The organism is Serratia sp. szju (assembly GCF_044594185.1).
GTDB lineage: Bacteria > Pseudomonadota > Gammaproteobacteria > Enterobacterales > Enterobacteriaceae > Serratia > Serratia bockelmannii.
On record NZ_CP172576.1, the window covers coordinates 3,730,526 to 3,746,784 of the forward strand.

A 16,259-nucleotide genomic window follows, 5' to 3' on the forward strand; every position below is an offset into this window, starting at 1 on the left:
CAAGAATGGTCAATCGAAGGGCGAACGATGAAAAACCCCGGCGCGCAGGCCGGGGTGAAGGGCGTGGGACAATCAGTCCCGCAGCGGCGTCGGCTGCAGGATTTCAATCCAGTAATCGTCCGGATCGCGAATGAACGCCACGTAGTTCATGCGGCCTTCATGCAGGCGTTTCTGGAAGGTGACGCCCAGGCGCTCAAACCGCTCGCAGGCGGCGCGCACGTCCGGCACCGTGACACACAGGTGGCCAAAGCCGCGCGGTTCGCTGTTGCCGTTGTGGTAGTGGAAATCCGCCTGATTTTCGGTGCCGTGGTTATGGGTCAGCTCGAGAATACCCGGCTGGCTCAGCGCCCAGCGTTTGCGTTCGTCGTCATCCTGCGGGATCTGCTCGCGCGGGCTGCGCGTCAGGTAGCAGATGGTGAAAGCGGCTTCTTTGAACTCTTCCAGATAGACCGGGGTAAAGCCCAGCACGCGCGTATAGAAATCCAGCGCTTTGGCCAGATCCTTCACGCGGATCATGGTGTGGTTGAACACGTAACCGTCGGTTACCGCGTCCGGTTGGGCCGCCACGCCGGGCAGCGTCAGTAAATCATTCAGTGGCATCAGTGATCCTCCTCAGGGTGTCGGCAGACTGTAGGTGAAATCGATGCTAATCTAAAGTAATTGTTTTTAACTAAAACACTAACTAAAAGTGAATGATAGATGAAGCTGAGCCAACTGAAGTATTTCTGCACCGTGGTGGAACAAAAAACCATCGCCGCCGCCGCCCGCGAGCTGCACTGCGTGCCTTCCAACGTCACGCTGCGGCTGCGCGAACTAGAGGAGTCGCTGGGCGGCGAGCTGTTTTTCCGCGACAAGAACCGGCTGTACGTCAATCCCAAAGGGCGGCTGTTCTACCAGCAGGCGCGCGACATCGTGGCGCAGGCGGAGCGCAGCAAGCAGCTGTTCGCCGGCGAGCATCAGCATGGGCTGCTGAACCTCGGGGCGCTGGATTTCTCGCTGGTCAGCCATTTACCGGCGCGTATTGCCCGGCTGCGCCGTTTACAGCCTCATCTGCACATCAACGTACTGAGCCGCGACTCGCTGGTGCTGGAACGCATGCTGATCGACAGCGATCTCGACCTGGCGATCACCGACGGCCCGATTGAGCATCCGTTACTGGCCAGCCAAAAGGCATTCGATGAACGGCTGGTATTGCTGATGCCGGCCGATGTCGGGGAACCCGACGCCGCCACACTGGTGCCGCTGGAGTTTTACACGTTCAGCCGCGAATGTTCGTTTCGCCTGAAGGTGGATCACTGGCTGGCCTCGCGCGGGCTGAAACCGCGCATGACGCTGGAAATGGAGTCTTATGCCGCGATGGCGGCCTGCGTGCAGGCCGGTTGCGGCGTGGCCTGCGTGCCCGGTTCGTTGCTGCCGCTGATCTTGCCGGCACCAGGGTTGAAGGTGGTGGAAATGGGTGAGGAGGGCGTGAGCGATCTGTACTTCGTCTGGCGACGGCATCAGCTGTCCGACGAGTTGCAGACTATCCTGGAAATATTGGCGCGCCCGGCGTGAACCGGGCGCGCATGTTCAGGCAATACGCAGCGAGGGTTGCTGCTCGCTGCGGCGAATCACCACCGGGATCGACTTCGAGGTCGGGGTGCCGGTACCGTCGCCGAAGCTGGCCAGCGGCACCAGCGGGTTGGTTTCCGGGTAGTAGGCCGCCAGGTTGCCACGCGGAATGTCGTAACTCACCAGCTTGAACCCGTCCACTTTACGCACCACGCCATCGTTCCACAGGGTTTCTATCTCTACCCGTTCGCCATCCTGTAGGCCCAGTGCCGCCAGATCCTCCGGATGGATGAACAACACTTCGCGCTGGCCGTAAACGCCGCGATAGCGGTCATCCAGACCATAGATGGTGGTGTTGTACTGATCGTGCGAGCGCAGCGTCTGCAGGGTAAACGGCGCTTGCTCGTCGCCCAGCTGCGGGAACAGGGTGGTCGGCAGCGCGGCGGCGCTGAATTCCGCCTTGCCGCTCGGCGTGGCGAAGCGCAGTTCGGCGGCAGCATTGCCCAGGTAGAAACCGCCGGGCTGGTCGCAGCGCCGGTTAAAATCCTCGAAGCCGGGAATGGTGGCGGCGATATGATCGCGGATCAGCGAATAGTCGTCGGCCAGTTCCAGCCAGTCCAGCTGTTGCGTACCTAGCACGGCGTCGGCGATGCCGCAGACGATCGCCGTCTCCGAACGTTGAGTATCCGCCAGCGGTTTGCCGATGCCTTCCGAAGCGTGAACCATGCTGAATGAATCCTCGACCGTGATGTACTGCGAGCCGCTGGCCTGCATGTCCAGTTCGGTGCGGCCGAGCGTCGGCAGGATCAGCGCGTCTTTGCCGGTCACCAGGTGGCTGCGGTTAAGCTTGGTGCTGATATGCACCGTCAAATCGCAGTTGCGCAGGGCGCGGGCGGTGCGTTCGGTGTCCGGCGCTGCGGCGGCCAGGTTGCCGCCCAGCGCGATCAGCACTTTCACTTCGCCGCGCAGCATCGCTTCGATCGCTTCCACCGTGTTGTGCCCCATCGCGCGATTGGCGGTGAAGTTAAAGTGGCGTTCCAGGCTGTCGAGCAGTGCCTTCGGCGACTTCTCATCAATCCCCATGGTGCGGTTACCCTGGACGTTGCTGTGGCCGCGCACCGGGCACAGACCGGCGCCCGGTTTGCCCAGTTGCCCGAACAGCAGCTGCAGGTTGGTGATTTCACGCACCGTCGCAATAGAGTGTTTATGCTGAGTCACGCCCATCGCCCAGGTGCAGATCACCCGTTCGGCACCCTGGTAGGTGGCCGCCGCCTGGCGCAATTGCGCTTCGCTCAGGCCCGATTGCGCGGTAATGGTCTGCCACTCGGTCGCGTCCACCTGCGCCAGGTAAGCCTCCACGCCGACGCTGTGCTGTTCGATAAATGCCAGGTCGAACAGGGCGGGTTCACCAGCGGCCATACGCTGGCGGTGAGTTTCCAGCAGCGCTTTCACCATGCCGCGCACCGCTGCCATATCGCCGCCCAGATTTGGCTGGTAATAGGAAGAGCTGATCGGCGAGGATTTTGGCGTCAGCATCTGTACCGGATCCTGCGGATCGGCGAACCTTTCCAGCCCACGTTCGCGCAGGGTGTTGAAACTGACGATACGCGCGCCGCGTCGGGCGGCGTTTTTCAGGCTGTGCAACATGCGCGGGTGGTTGGTGCCGGGGTTTTGACCGAACACGAAGATGGCGTCGGCCTTTTCGAAGTCATCGATGCGTATGGTGCCTTTGCCAACGCCGATGCTCTGCTTCAGCCCGACGCCGCTCGCTTCGTGACACATGTTGGAGCAGTCGGGGAAATTGCTGGTGCCGAGCATGCGGCCGAACAGCTGATAAAGGTACGACGCTTCGTTGCTGGCGCGGCCCGAGGTATACAGCTCGATCTGGTTCGGGTTGTCCATACCGTTGATGTGCTTGGCGATCAGCGCCAGCGCGTCCGGCCAATGGATTGGCTCATAGTGGTCGGTTTCGGCGTTGTAGCGCATCGGATGAGTGAGGCGACCCTGGTATTCGAGGAAATAGTCGCTCTGCTGCTGCAGGGTGCTGACGCTGTGGGCGGCGAAGAACTCAGGCTCCACGGCGCTGCGCGTCGCTTCCCAACTGACCGCTTTGGCGCCGTTTTCGCAGAAGCTGAAGGTGCTGTGGTTGTCGTCGCCCCAGGCGCAACCGGGGCAGTCGAAGCCGCGTGCCTTGTTGACGCGCATCAGGTTGCGCATGTTTTTTAGCGTTTGTTTACTGTCGAGGACAAAGCGGGTGGTGGCTTCAAGCGAACCCCAGCCGCCCGCTGGGCCGGTATAAGGCTTGATTGACGGTTTGAATTTCATGGTGACACTTCGCAGGTGGTTGTAGCTAAAAAGTAAACGCTTTTTTATGCGTCTTGCGTATTTATGTCACAAGTTTAGGGGCGTGGCAGGCAGGCGTCTAATCGAATGGGGCAATGGCGGCATAGAGCGTATCTATCGCAGGCGGACGCTGACCTAAACAAATGGTTGCATAAAGACACCCGCTGCAAAAGAGTAATGGTTTCGTCTGAAAGTGAATTCATGCAGTCTATCTCGCGGATTATATTGGCATTTTATTCAGCCTGCGGGCCTGAGGAACACAGCGTGAAGCGTTCAGTATCAGTGGTGATCGGCGGTATATTACTGCCTTTAGCGGCGCAGGCGGCGGAAACAACGCCCCATTTTCCCACCATGACCCCACCGGCGATAGACGCCGCCTCTTACGTTTTGATGGATTACACCACCGGCCAGGTACTGGCGGCCGGCAATGCCGACGAACGGCGCAACCCGGCCAGCTTGACCAAACTCATGACCGGGTTGGTGATCGACCACGCGCTCGATCAGCACAAGATTGGCCTCGACGATGTCGTCACCGTGGGGAAAGACGCCTGGGCGCAGGGCAACCCGGTGTTCAAAGGCTCTTCGTTGATGTTCCTGAAGCCTGGTGACAGGGTCACGGTTCGCGATCTCAGCCGCGGTATCATTATCGATTCCGGTAACGACGCCTGCGTGGCGATGGCGGACTATGTGGCGGGCAGCCAGGCCAACTTCGTCAAGCTGATGAACGAGAAGAGCGCGCAGCTGGGCCTGCAGAACACCCATTTCGAAACGGTACACGGGCTGGATGCGCCGGGGCAATTCACCACCGCCGGCGATCTGGCGGTGATTGCGCGCGCCATCATCATGAGTGAGCCGGCGGAATACCACATGTACAGCGAGAAATCGCTGACCTGGAACGGTATCACGCAGCAGAACCGCAACGGCCTGCTGTGGGATAAGACGCTGCACGTCGATGGGTTGAAAACTGGGCACACCGCCTCTGCCGGCTTCAACATCATCGCCTCCGCCACCGAAGGGGATCGCCGCCTGATTGCCGTGGTGATGGGCGGCAAAAGTTCCAAAGGCCGCGAGGAACAGGCGCGCAAGCTGCTGAGCTGGGGGCTGCGCGATTTTACCACGGTACACCTGTTCAGCGCCGGCCAGAGCCTGGGGGAAGAGCCAGTCTGGTACGGCGAGAATCACCGGTTACCGGTCGGCAGCGTGCAAGAGCAGTCGCTCAGCCTGCCAAAAAACGAAGCGGACAAGCTGAAGGCGCAGTACGTGATCAATACCGCGCGGCTGGAAGCGCCGATTGGTAAAGGGCAAACCGTCGGCGAGATCCGCATCAGCGACAATGGCCAGGTAGTGAAAACCCTACCGCTGGTGGCGCTGCAGGCGGTACCGCAGGGCGGCGTGTTCTCGCGCCTGGTGGATTACGTGAAGCTGAGGCTCTGACTCGTCGGGCGGGCGGCGGCCCCCGGTGGTATACTGGTGCGAATGCCGATCATTGAGCTGCGCTATGGATATTAAACAACTGATTTATTTGTGCAATCTGGAACGAGAGCGCCACTTCGGCCGGGCGGCGGAGGCCAGCTTCGTCAGCCAGCCGACGCTATCCATGCGATTGAAAAATTTGGAAAAAGAGCTGGGCGTTTCGCTGATTAACCGCGGCAACCATTTCGGCGGTTTTACCGCCGAAGGCGAGCGGGTGTTGGCGTGGGCGCGTGAGATCGTCTCGGTTTATCAGGGGCTGAAGCTGGAAGTGGAGTCGCTCAAGCACGGTTTGCACGGCACGCTGCGCCTCGGCGTGGTGCCGCAGTGCAGTATCTCGGTATCGGAAATGCTCAAGGCGGTCAGCGAACGTTACCCGCATCTCGATTACCGGCTGGCGGTGCTGAGCGCCGATCAGCTGTTGGAGGCGCTGACGGCGCACACCGTCGACATCGGCATCGGCTTTTTCGAGCTGTCGACCTTGAAGGAGCTGCATTTCCAATCGCAACCGCTGGTGGAAACCGGCGTCGAGCTGGTATTTCATCCGCAACATTTCCCGAAGCTGGTGGGCGATACGCCGTTGCCGCTGGAGGCGGTGGCCGCCTTGCCGTTGTGTCTCGCCGAGCCGACGCGTTATTTCCGCCGCTATCTCGATCAACACTTTCGCGACGCCGGGTTGACGCTGCACACGCGGCTTGAGACCGCGTCGATCTTCCAACTGCTCGAAGGTATTTTCGTCGGTTTGGGCTGCGGACTGTTCCCGCGCGGCCAGCTGCAATCGCCGTTGATGCCGGCGTTGCAGCGGCGTCCGGTGGCCATCGGCGCCATGCCGCGTCATGCGGCGGTGGTCGTCGATATGGCGGAGCGCGCTACGCCGTTGGCGCAAAAGTTCTTCGATGCCGCCAGCGAGTGGCTGCGTCAGCAGAATGTCTAAAACGCGCCGTATTGCGGCCGGTAATAAGGCCGCATAGCGGTATTCAGTCGGCGGTGATGGAAGATGTTGCATCGCCCAACGTTTGGCGCAGGCGATTTTCCCAGGCGTAGAGTGCGGCGGTGAGGATCACTTCCAGCGCCTGCGCCTGATTCAGACCGCTGTTGAACAACGGCTGCACGCTCTGCGGGGTAAATTTCTCCGGTGCGCGCGTCAGCTCGGCGGCGGTGTGGATCACCGCGCGTTTGACCGTATCCTCGGTAGAGGCCAATCCCTGAGGCAGCCCGGTGAACAGCGCCTGTACCAATCCGTCATCCTGCATTTCATGCGCCACCGTGGCCGCGCAGTAACGGCTGCCGTTGATGCGCGAGACCACCAGCGTCGCCAGCGCCTTCAGGCGGCTCGATAACCCATACCCTTCGGCATTGATGCCATTGAACACGCCGTTGCGTTCGCGCAGTGCGGCGGCATCGTGCGCTAACAGCAGATAATAAGATTCGGCGCGCGCCTGCGGGTGGCTCTGATCCAACACGTCAAGCTGTTCGGCGGCGGCGGTTTCCGTGTCGATCGGCGACAGCCGCGCAGTCCAGCTCAATTCTTCGGTACTGAAAGCGACGCCATCGGCGTCTTCGACATTCGGGAAGCCGGGCACCACTACCGCCGGTCGGCCGGCTAACGCCGCGATGCCAGCTACCACACGCGCCTGATAGCTGACAAAACCGATGATTTGCGAAAAGGTGACGATATCCGCAGGGCTCAGCCCGACGTCGACAAGCTGTTGCAGCGCCTTGCGGCAAATCAGCGTGGGTTGGCTGGCAAGCTGGCGGGCATATTGGGTGATCTGGGCGAGCCGGATATTGCTTTCCCGGGAGGCGTCCGGGCTGTGCAGCGGGGCGAGGCGGGCGGCATAGTGGCTACAGAGGGACTGCACGCCGGTCACCTGCGCGACGGTCAGTGCGGTGCTGAGGCGATCGTAGGGTGACAATGTCACGTATCGTGATAGCGACACCTGGTCGGGAAACAGGGCGTGGTAACCGGCCAGTGAGGCGTTGAATACCCCGGCGCGGGCGCCGAGCGCGCTGTTTAACGCTTCATCGGCGAAGGCACCCAGCCCCAGCAGAAAACGATCGCGCAGGGTAGCCGCCTGCGGCTCCAACGGCGTATCGCCCCGCACGCTGCTTTGGGTTTCGTGATACCACTGGGCATTATGTTGTCGACGGAGTCGTTCCATAGGGTCAATCCTTAATCATGATCAACAACCACCGCTGCGTACGGCAGCGGTGGCTGGACAAAGAGGCAACATGCCCGCAGGCGGGGCGAAAGGCGGATTTAGCGCAGCTCATCGCAGTACAGTGCGTGGCCGTAAACAGAGAAACCGGTGGCCAGCGTGAGCAGAAACTGCGCGAGGCGGCGATGGCGAAGGCTGTTCATCAGTGCGATATCCTGTCGTATGAGAGGCTCAACGTAGGGGATATCCTCACCGATCGCCCTGGCGAGATAAAATAATGTTACGGACTAATCAATAACTGAAAGGAATAAAATATAAGGATATATAACAAGAATGTAATTTGTATGTGCATTTTCTCGCTAAGCGACCGAGGCGCGCAGCAATAAAAAACCCGCCGCAGCGGGTTTGTTGCAGGCCAGGACGGGGCTCAGAAACGGCCGCCGTCGCGTCGCCAGGCGTCGGCGGTCAGCGCCTCGCCGAAGTGGCTGGCGATAAGACGCTTGGTCAATTCGTGCAGCGGCGCCGCCAACACCTCGGCGGTGCTGCCGCGTTCGACGATTTCCCCTTCGTGCATCACCAGCACCTGGTCGCTGATATGCTTCATCATGCCGAGGTGCTGGGTGACGTAGATATAGGAAATGCCGTGTTTTTCCTGCAGTTCCAGCATCAGGTTGATGATTTGCGAGCGCATCGACATGTCCAGCGAGGCCAGCGCCTCATCGGCGACGATCACCTTCGGCTGCAGGATCAGCGCACGGGCCAGCGCGACGCGCTGTTTTTGCCCGGAAGCCAGCATGTGCGGATAGTAGTAAGCGTGATCCGGCAGCATGCCGACCTGGCGCAGCGTTTGGTTGATACGCTGCTCGCGCTCGGCGGGTTCCAGATCGGTGTTCAACCGCAGCGGCGCATCCAGCAGCTGGCCGATGCGCTGACGCGGGTTGAGCGAGGTGCTCGGATCCTGAAAAATCATACGAATGCGCTGGCTGCGGTAGCGATAATCACCGAACTCCAGCGGATGATCGTCGATCAGCAGTTCGCCGGCGGTCGGTTCCACCATGCCGGAGAGCATTTTCGCCAGCGTGGATTTGCCAGAGCCGTTCTCACCGATCACCGCCAGCGTCTGACCTTCACGCAGGGTAAAGCTGACGGATTTCACCGCCTCGACGTGCTGACGGCGGAACAGCCCGGTGCGGTAGCGGTAGGTTTTGCTCAGGTTGCGCACTTCCAACAGCGTTTCCATGTTATTGCTCCTCCATGTTCAGCGGGAAGTGGCAGGCGAAGAAGTGGTTTTTGACCGGGCGCAGGCGCGGCGTTTCGATGCACTTCTTCTGCGCGTAAGGGCAGCGCGGCCCCAGGCGGCAGCCGATCGGCAGGTGTTCCAGCGAAGGAATGGCGCCCGGTAGCGTGTTCAACCGGCTTTTGTGCGGCAGCGAGCGGCCGAAGTCCGGCATGGCGCGGATCAGCGCCTGGGTATAAGGGTGGTGCGGCGCCGCCAGCAGCTCTTCGCACTGGGCGCTCTCCACCGTTTGCCCGCAGTACAAGACGTTCACCCGGTCGGCCCACTTGCTCATCATCTGCAGGTCGTGGCTGATCAGCAGAATGGTGGTGTTGTTGTTCTGGTTGAGGCGCGCCAACAGGCGGAAAATCTGCGCCTGAGTGGTCGGCTCCATGGCATTGGTCGGCTCATCGGCGATCAGCAGGCGCGGCTGGTTGGCCAGCGCGATGGCGATCATCACTTTCTGGCACTCGCCCTCGGTCAGCTCGTACGGGAAGCTGCCCATGATGTCGTCGTGATCCTTGATGCCGACGCGGTGCAGCAGTTCGATGGCGCGGCGTTTGCGCCAGTTGAAGCGTTGCCACCAGCGGCCCTTGTAGGTCCAGCCCGGTATGGCCTGCGCCAGCTGGCGGCCGATGCTTTCGGAAGGATCGAGACAGGACTGCGGCTCCTGGAAGATCATCGAGACGTTGTGGCCCACCAGCCTGCGCCGCTCGCGCGGGCTTAGCTGCAGCAGGTCGATGTCGTCGAAGCGAAAGCGATCGGCGGTGACGCGCCAGTTGTCTTTGGTCACGCCGCAGATGGCCTTGGCGATCAGGCTCTTGCCGGAGCCCGATTCACCCACCAGGCCGCGCACCTCGCCCTCGGTCAGCGTCATGCTGACGCGATCGACCGCCTTGACCGGCCCTTCGGCGGTCATAAATTCAATCGTCAGATTGCGGATATCGAGTAACGGCATTATTCCACCCCGGCATTGATTGCGCGGCGCATACCGTCGCCTAACAGGTTAACCAGCAGCACGCTGACGAGGATGGCCGCGCCGGGCAGCATCACCGTCCAGGGCGCAACGTACACCAGCTCGAGCGAATCGCCGAGCATCGCTCCCCATTCCGGCGAAGGCAGCTGCGCGCCGAGATCGAGGAAGCCGAGTGCGGCGATATCCAAAATGGCCATCGACAGCGCGCGGGTGAATTCGGTCACCAACACCGCCGCGATGTTCGGCATGACCGCGTACCACAAGATCTGCAGCGTGGAAGCGCCGTCAAGCCGGGCCGCCACCACGTACTCTTTCTCCAGTTCGTCGTGCACCGCGCTGTAGATAGTGCGCACCATGCGCGGCAACAAGGCGAGCCACACCGCCAGCATGGCGTGTTCAAGTTTGGGGCCGATAAACGCCACCACCACGATCGCCAGCAGCAGCGAGGGAATCGACAGCAGGGTATCGAGGATGTGGTTGAGCACCGCAGAGCGCAGCCCGTGGGTGACGCCGGCGAACACGCCGAGGATCACCCCGCAGAACGCCGCGGCCAGCGTCACCGCCAGCGCGGAGCCGAAGGTGGCGGCGGTGCCGGTCAACAGGCGACTAAGGATGTCGCGCCCGAGATCGTCGGTGCCGAGGAAAAACGACACGTTGCCATAGCGCGACCACGACGGCGGCAGCAGCTGATAACCAAGGAACTGCTGATCCAGCGCGTAGGGCGCCAGCAGGCTGCCGAACAGCGACAGTAGCAGCAGGGCAATCACCCCGTAAAAACCGATCATCGCCAGCGCGTCGCCATAGAAAATCCGCCAGGTGTAGCGCAGCGGGCTCGGCATCTTTTTCTCGCGGTATACGTTATCGAAGGGCATACCATTCCTTATGTTTCAGCGGGTTGGTTGCCGCACCCAGAATGTCGGCCAGAACGTTAATGGTGATCACCAGCGTGCCGACCACCATGACGCCGGCGGAAATTGCCGCATAGTCCTGCTGGCGAATGGCGTTGATCAGCCACCGGCCGAGGCCCGGCCAACTGAACACCACTTCGGTGATCATTGCCAGCGTGAGCATGGTGGAGAACTGCAGCCCCAGTTTGGGCACGATCGGCGGCAGCGCGTTGTGCAACACGTGGCGACGAATGATGGTGAAGCGCGACAGGCCGCGGGTGGCGGCGGCCTTGATGTAGTTTTGGCTCAGCACGTCGTCGGTGCTGATGCGCATCAGCCGCACCACTTCGGTGGTGGGCGCCACCGCCAGCGCGGCGATCGGCAGGATCATGTGGCGCAGGGCGCTGCCGATCATCTCGGCGCGGTACGGCGAGTCCGACAGCCAGGCGTCGATCAGCGCGAAACCGGTGATAGGCTTCACCTGATACAGCAGATCGAAACGGCCGGAAACCGGCAGCCAGCCGAGATGCAGCGAGAAGAACAGCATCAGCAGCAGCGCCAGCCAGAACACCGGCATTGAAAAGCCCAGCAGCGCGAAGGTGCTGATGGCGGTGTCCTGCCACTTGCCGCGCAGCACGCCGGCGATGATGCCCAGCGGAATGCCGATAAACAGCGCCAGGGCGAACGCCAGCAGGCACAGTTCCATGGTGGCCGGGAATACTTCGCGCAGCTGTTCGCTGATCGCCTGGCCGTTGATGCTGGAGACGCCGAAGTCCCAATGGAGCAGGCTGACGAAGTAGAACTGATAGGCGTCCAGCAGGGCGGCGCCGTTCAGCGGCGCGCGCGGCGTGAAATAGCTCAGGCTGAAGCTGACCAGCGTCAGGAAGAACAGCGTGATCAACAACAGCAGAATGCGGCGCAGGGTAAAGATAATCACTTGTTCACCTCCGGCGCGGATTCACGGTACACCCCGGCGAACGAGGCGTTGCCGAACGGGCTCAGCACCAATCCCTTGATGTCGTAGCGGTAGGCCTGCAGACGCAAAGAAGAGGCCAGCGGCAGCACCGGCAGTTGCTGCTCGAGGATTTTCTGCGCCTTGCGGTAGTTGTCGATGCGCTGAGACAGCTGCTGCGACAACAGCGCGTTCTGCAGCACCTCGTCGAAGCCTGGGTCACACCAGTGAGCATAGTTGGTTTGCGAACGGATTGCCGCGCAGCTCAGCAGCGGCCGGAAGAAGCTGTCCGGGTCGTTGCTGTCGGTGGCCCAGCCGGTCAGGGTCAGATCGTGGTTCATTTCCATCAGGCGCGCCTCTTGGAAACGGCCTTCTACCGGCACGATGGTGACGTTGATGCCCACCTGGCCGAGATCGGCCTGGATCAGCTCGGCGGTTTTCAGCGGGCTCGGGTTGTAAGACTGCGAGGCGGTCGGCACCCACAGCTTCAGGTTCAGCTGGCCGACGCCGGCCTGCCGCAGCATCTCGCGCGATTTGGCCGGATCGTACTCGGTGACGTGCGCGTCGTTGTCATAGGCCCAGGAGGCGCGCGGCAAGATTGAGGCGGCGGTTTCCGCCGTGCCGTAATAGATCGACTGCATCAATCGTTGGTTGTTGATCGCCAGCGAAATCGCCTGGCGCACATTGAGGTTGTCGAGCGGCGGTTTGCGGGTGTTGAACGCCAGATAGGCGATGTTCATCCCAGGGCGCAGCGTCAGGCGCAGGCGCGGATCGTCGCGCAGGATCGACAGCTGGCTGGCCGCCGGATAAGCCAGTACGTCGCACTCGCCGGTCAGCAGCTTGGAGAGGCGGCCGGTGCCGCCGGCGCCCAGATCGATCACCACCTGCGGCATGCGCGGCAGGCCTTTCCAGTAGGCGGCGTTGCGCGCCAGGCGAATATATTGCCCCGAGCGGTATTCGTTGAGCAGGAACGGGCCGCTGCCGACCGGCTCGCGGTCGATCAGCTCCTGATGGCCTTGGCGCGTCAGCGTGTCGGCGTATTCGGCGGACAGCACCGGCGCGTAGTGGGTCGCCAGGTGCCACAGGAACGAGGCGTCCGGTGACTGCAGGCGAATCTCCACCGTGTAGTCGTCGAGCTTTCTCACGCTCTGCACCGAATCGCCGAACTGCAGGCTGTCGAAATAGGGGTATTCGCCACCGTTGACGTCGTGATACGGGTGTTTTTGGTCAAATACGCGCGCGAAGCTGAACACCACGTCGTCGGCGTTCATCTTGCGGGTGGGCGTAAACCAGGCGGTGGTCTGGAACGGTACGTCCTTGCGCAGATGGAAGCGGTAGGTGGCGCCGTTGTCCAGCACCTCCCAGCTTTGCGCCAGTTCGGGGATCAGCCGGTAGGTGTACGGGTCGACGTCCAGCAGGCGATCGTACAGCTGGGCGGCCAGGGTATCCACCGTCAGGCCGCTGCTGGCCATTTGCGGGTTGAAGGTATTCAGTATGCCGCTGACGCAATAAACAAAGCCGCTCTGGCGAATGTCCGGCAGCGGCGCCGCGCTGGGCACGGGCGGTGTTGTCGCGGCCAGGGCAGAGCCCGTCAGGCACAACGACAGTATCCAAAAGGGTAAACCACGCATAGAGGCTCATGGGTTAATCAGCAATAGCGTTAGTGTATCGTACTCTGACCAGCAGCCCAATCCATTGAACAAAATCGCTGAGTTTTCTGCGACTTGATTAATCAGGCCGTTCAGCGGCAAGAAAAAAGTTTTTCATGTTATGTTATAATATAACAAAACCGTGTTACCGTTCCCCGGCAAAGTCACAATAACGCAAGGGGATGTATGAACGAAGTTGCACTTCCACCACGCCGTTCGCTGCCGGACGCTCAGGCATGGCGCGGCGAAATGAGTGATGTCGGGCTCGATTGGGTCGGGATGCAAGGGATCGCGCTGCCGCTGGAACTGGCTGGCAAGCCATTGATGGCGAAGGTCGACGCCGGCATCAACCTGCGCGCCGAAGCGGCGGGCGAACGCGGTATTCACATGTCGCGGCTGTATCTGGCGCTGGACGAATTGACGCAGGGCGAGCTGACGCCGCAGCGCATCGGCCGGACGCTGCAGGCCTTTCTGGATTCGCAGCCAGAACACAGCGATCGCGCCAGCTTGTCGATCGGCGGCGAGCTGTTGCTGTCACGTCCGGCGCTGCTGTCGCCACAGCGTGGCTGGAAGGCTTACCCACTGCGCATCGAGGCCACCCTGGCAGGCACGCTGACGCTGGCGCTGACCGTCGGCGTGCCTTATTCCTCTACCTGCCCGAGTTCGGCGGCGCTCAGCCGTCAGTTGGCGCAGCAACAGTTTCAGTTTGATTTTGAACAGGCGGCGGAGCGGGTCAGCCAACGCCAGGTGAGCGAGTGGCTGCTGGAGCAAGGTATGCCGGCCACGCCCCACAGCCAACGCAGCTGGGCCTGGATCACCGTGACGCCCGAGAATGAACGGGCGTTCGAACCGGTGAAACTGATTGACCGCATCGAACACGCGCTGGGCACGCCGGTACAAACGCTGGTGAAACGCCGCGACGAACAGGCTTTCGCATTGGCCAACGGTCAGAACCTGATGTTTTGTGAGGACGCGGCGCGCCGTCTGTATGGCATGCTGCGCAGCCAGTGCGACTACCGCGCTTTTTCGCTGCGCGTCGAGCATCAGGAGAGCCTGCATGCCCACAATGCGGTGGCGGAGCTGAGCTGGCGGGGAGAACACCATGCTGCGTAAAAATCCCAGCGGCCATCTGCCGCAGGTCTCGCCGCTGGCCTACATCGATCCCACCGCCATTATTTGCGGCCGGGTGATCGTCGAAGATTTCGTCTACGTCGGGCCGTATGCGGTAATTCGCGCCGACGAGTTGAACGCCGCCGGCGACATGGAACCTATCGTCATCGGCTCGCACTCCAATATTCAGGACGGTGTGGTGATCCATTCCAAGAGCGGGGCGGCGGTCACCATTGGCCGTTACAGCTCTATCGCCCACCGCGCCATCGTTCACGGCCCGTGTCGCATCGACGATCGGGTGTTTATCGGTTTCAACAGCGTGCTGTTCAACTGCCACATCCAGTCCGGCTGCGTGGTGCGTTATAACGCGGTGGTGGATGGCGTGACGCTGCCGGAAAACCGCTATATCCCCTCGACCGAGCGCGTGGGGTCGGACAGTGATTTGTCGCGCTATCGCCAGGTCGACCGCGGCGCGCTGCAGTTTTCGGAAGAAGTGGCCGCCACCAACGTCGAGCTGGTGCGCGGTTACCAGGCATTACGCAATGAATTTTAGTGAGGCTCTCATGAAACAACTTCCCGTGACCGTGCTTTCCGGCTTTCTCGGCGCCGGCAAGACCACGGTGCTGAACCACATCCTGAACAACCGGCAGGGCATGCGCGTGGCGGTGATTGTCAACGACATGAGCGAGGTGAATATCGACGCCGCGCTGGTGGAGAATGAAGTGCACCTCGATCGCCAGCAGGAAAAGCTGGTGGAGATGAGCAACGGCTGCATCTGCTGTACGCTGCGCGAAGACCTGCTGGTGTCGGTGCGCGAGCTGGCGCAGGACGGGCGCTTCGATTATCTGCTGATCGAATCGAGCGGCATCTCCGAACCGCTGCCGGTGGCGGAAACCTTTACTTTCGAGGATGAAGAAGGGGAAAGCCTGTCGCAGTTCGCCCGGCTGGATACCCTGGTGACGGTGGTCGACGGGGTGAATTTCATCCAGCAATATCAGCAGGCGCAAAGCCTTCAGGAGGCCGGTCAAAGCCTGGGCGAGGACGATCTGCGCAGCGTGGCGGACCTGTTGATTGAGCAGATCGAATTCTGCGACGTGATCCTGGTCAGCAAAACCGATCTGTTGACGCCAACCCAGCAGGGCGAAGTGATGGCGCTGCTGGCCAGCCTGAACCCGGACGCCCGCATTGTGCCGATCGCGCCGGGCAAACTGCCGCTGGAGGTAGTGCTGAATACCGGCAGCTTCAGCTTTGAAAAGGCTCAGCAGGCACCCGGCTGGCTGAAAGAGCTGCGCGGCGAACACGTGCCGGAAACGGAAAGCTACGGCATCAGCAGCTTTGTCTATCAGGCTCGGCGGCCGTTTGCGCCGGACAAGTTCTACCGCGTGATCAACGGCGACTGGGGAGGCGGCAAGCTGCTGCGGTCGAAGGGCTTCTTCTGGCTGGCGACGCGGCCGCGGCAGGCCGGGCAGTGGAGCCAGGCGGGCGGCATCGCCCATTATGGCCTCGCGGGCACCTTTTGGCGCGCCATCCCGCAAGACAACTGGCCACAGGATCCCGAAACGCGGGCGCATATTCAGGAGAAATGGGTGGAACCGTTCGGCGACATGCGCCAGGAGCTGGTGTTTATCGGCCAGCATTTGCAGCAGGCGACGATCGTGCGTCTGCTGGACGACTGCTTGTTGAGCGACGATGAAATGGCCGCCGGCGTGGACTATTGGCTGGACATGGCAGACCCGTTCCCTGAGTGGTAATTGCGCAATCTTCGTGTGGAAATGAGAAAAATTCTCAACAAAGTGCTTTACAGACGATACTGATAACTATTATCATCGCCTGGCAGTTCACGGAAGGCCACAGTTTGCGGCTCTGATGTGGAAGGCACGACATTG

General features: G+C 61.3%; 14 protein-coding genes. 6 read left to right on the forward strand and 8 right to left on the reverse strand.

The window, feature by feature from the left end:
• Positions 1-72 precede the first annotated feature (72 nt).
• Positions 73-600, reverse strand: coding sequence for a lactoylglutathione lyase (gene gloA, locus RE418_RS17665; protein WP_025303012.1), 528 nt, complete (start codon positions 598-600; stop codon positions 73-75).
• Positions 601-699: 99 nt separating this feature from the next.
• On the opposite strand from gloA, the gene RE418_RS17670 reads away from it, so the two are divergent.
• Positions 700-1,554: a LysR family transcriptional regulator gene (locus RE418_RS17670; protein ID WP_049207449.1), complete on the forward strand. Its 855-nt coding sequence runs from the start codon at positions 700-702 to the stop codon at positions 1,552-1,554.
• A gap of 15 nt (positions 1,555-1,569) precedes the next feature.
• Here RE418_RS17670 and RE418_RS17675 read toward each other — a convergent pair whose 3' ends face one another.
• A complete protein-coding gene (locus RE418_RS17675; RefSeq protein WP_099817199.1) occupies positions 1,570-3,876 on the reverse strand; it encodes an FdhF/YdeP family oxidoreductase in 2,307 nt (768 codons plus the stop codon).
• Between the two features lie 282 nt (positions 3,877-4,158).
• Between RE418_RS17675 and dacD the strand changes: the two genes are divergently transcribed.
• Positions 4,159-5,328, forward strand: a complete 1,170-nt coding sequence (dacD, locus tag RE418_RS17680; protein WP_049207451.1) for a serine-type D-Ala-D-Ala carboxypeptidase DacD — start codon at positions 4,159-4,161, stop codon at positions 5,326-5,328.
• A gap of 64 nt (positions 5,329-5,392) precedes the next feature.
• A complete protein-coding gene (locus RE418_RS17685) occupies positions 5,393-6,298 on the forward strand; it encodes a LysR family transcriptional regulator (RefSeq protein WP_025303008.1) in 906 nt (301 codons plus the stop codon).
• A gap of 43 nt (positions 6,299-6,341) precedes the next feature.
• Here RE418_RS17685 and RE418_RS17690 read toward each other — a convergent pair whose 3' ends face one another.
• The 6 genes from RE418_RS17690 to sapA form a co-directional block, all read right to left on the reverse strand.
• Positions 6,342-7,526 (reverse strand): peroxidase, encoded by a 1,185-nt coding sequence (locus tag RE418_RS17690; RefSeq protein WP_025303007.1) that lies wholly within the window; start codon positions 7,524-7,526, stop codon positions 6,342-6,344.
• A gap of 424 nt (positions 7,527-7,950) precedes the next feature.
• On the reverse strand, positions 7,951-8,763 hold the full coding sequence (sapF, locus tag RE418_RS17695) for a putrescine export ABC transporter ATP-binding protein SapF (protein ID WP_004930589.1): 813 nt from the start codon (positions 8,761-8,763) through the stop codon (positions 7,951-7,953).
• 1 nt (position 8,764) lies between these two features.
• Complete coding sequence (gene sapD, locus RE418_RS17700) at positions 8,765-9,757, reverse strand: putrescine export ABC transporter ATP-binding protein SapD (protein ID WP_019452674.1); 993 nt, start codon at positions 9,755-9,757, stop codon at positions 8,765-8,767.
• On the reverse strand, positions 9,757-10,647 hold the full coding sequence (gene sapC / locus RE418_RS17705; protein WP_004930580.1) for a putrescine export ABC transporter permease SapC: 891 nt from the start codon (positions 10,645-10,647) through the stop codon (positions 9,757-9,759). The genes sapD and sapC overlap by 1 nt, the downstream gene beginning before the upstream one ends.
• Positions 10,634-11,599, reverse strand: coding sequence for a putrescine export ABC transporter permease SapB (sapB, locus tag RE418_RS17710; RefSeq protein WP_004930575.1), 966 nt, complete (start codon positions 11,597-11,599; stop codon positions 10,634-10,636). The genes sapC and sapB overlap by 14 nt, the downstream gene beginning before the upstream one ends.
• Positions 11,596-13,245 (reverse strand): ABC transporter substrate-binding protein SapA, encoded by a 1,650-nt coding sequence (gene sapA, locus RE418_RS17715; RefSeq protein ID WP_025303005.1) that lies wholly within the window; start codon positions 13,243-13,245, stop codon positions 11,596-11,598. The genes sapB and sapA overlap by 4 nt, the downstream gene beginning before the upstream one ends.
• Positions 13,246-13,449: 204 nt before the next feature.
• On the opposite strand from sapA, the gene folE2 reads away from it, so the two are divergent.
• The 3 genes from folE2 to zigA are packed head-to-tail and all read left to right on the forward strand — an operon-like array spanning position 13,450 to position 16,124.
• Positions 13,450-14,376: a GTP cyclohydrolase FolE2 gene (folE2, locus tag RE418_RS17720; protein WP_025303004.1), complete on the forward strand. Its 927-nt coding sequence runs from the start codon at positions 13,450-13,452 to the stop codon at positions 14,374-14,376.
• Positions 14,366-14,926 (forward strand): carbonate dehydratase, encoded by a 561-nt coding sequence (locus RE418_RS17725; protein ID WP_148123490.1) that lies wholly within the window; start codon positions 14,366-14,368, stop codon positions 14,924-14,926. The genes folE2 and RE418_RS17725 overlap by 11 nt, the downstream gene beginning before the upstream one ends.
• Before the next feature lie 10 nt (positions 14,927-14,936).
• On the forward strand, positions 14,937-16,124 hold the full coding sequence (zigA, locus tag RE418_RS17730) for a zinc metallochaperone GTPase ZigA (RefSeq protein ID WP_025303002.1): 1,188 nt from the start codon (positions 14,937-14,939) through the stop codon (positions 16,122-16,124).
• The last annotated feature ends 135 nt before the right edge of the window (positions 16,125-16,259 follow it).

Coding starts and splice junctions, on each gene's coding strand:
- sapF (WP_004930589.1), bottom strand. CDS start 8,763: ATGGAAACGCTGTTGGAAGTGCGCAACCTGAGCAAAACCTACCGCTAC.
- sapC (WP_004930580.1), bottom strand. CDS start 10,647: ATGCCCTTCGATAACGTATACCGCGAGAAAAAGATGCCGAGCCCGCTG.
- RE418_RS17725 (WP_148123490.1), top strand. CDS start 14,366: ATGCTGCGTAAAAATCCCAGCGGCCATCTGCCGCAGGTCTCGCCGCTG.
- zigA (WP_025303002.1), top strand. CDS start 14,937: ATGAAACAACTTCCCGTGACCGTGCTTTCCGGCTTTCTCGGCGCCGGC.
- sapD (WP_019452674.1), bottom strand. CDS start 9,757: ATGCCGTTACTCGATATCCGCAATCTGACGATTGAATTTATGACCGCC.
- RE418_RS17685 (WP_025303008.1), top strand. CDS start 5,393: ATGGATATTAAACAACTGATTTATTTGTGCAATCTGGAACGAGAGCGC.
- sapA (WP_025303005.1), bottom strand. CDS start 13,245: ATGCGTGGTTTACCCTTTTGGATACTGTCGTTGTGCCTGACGGGCTCT.
- folE2 (WP_025303004.1), top strand. CDS start 13,450: ATGAACGAAGTTGCACTTCCACCACGCCGTTCGCTGCCGGACGCTCAG.
- RE418_RS17690 (WP_025303007.1), bottom strand. CDS start 7,526: ATGGAACGACTCCGTCGACAACATAATGCCCAGTGGTATCACGAAACC.
- RE418_RS17675 (WP_099817199.1), bottom strand. CDS start 3,876: ATGAAATTCAAACCGTCAATCAAGCCTTATACCGGCCCAGCGGGCGGC.
- RE418_RS17670 (WP_049207449.1), top strand. CDS start 700: ATGAAGCTGAGCCAACTGAAGTATTTCTGCACCGTGGTGGAACAAAAA.
- gloA (WP_025303012.1), bottom strand. CDS start 600: ATGCCACTGAATGATTTACTGACGCTGCCCGGCGTGGCGGCCCAACCG.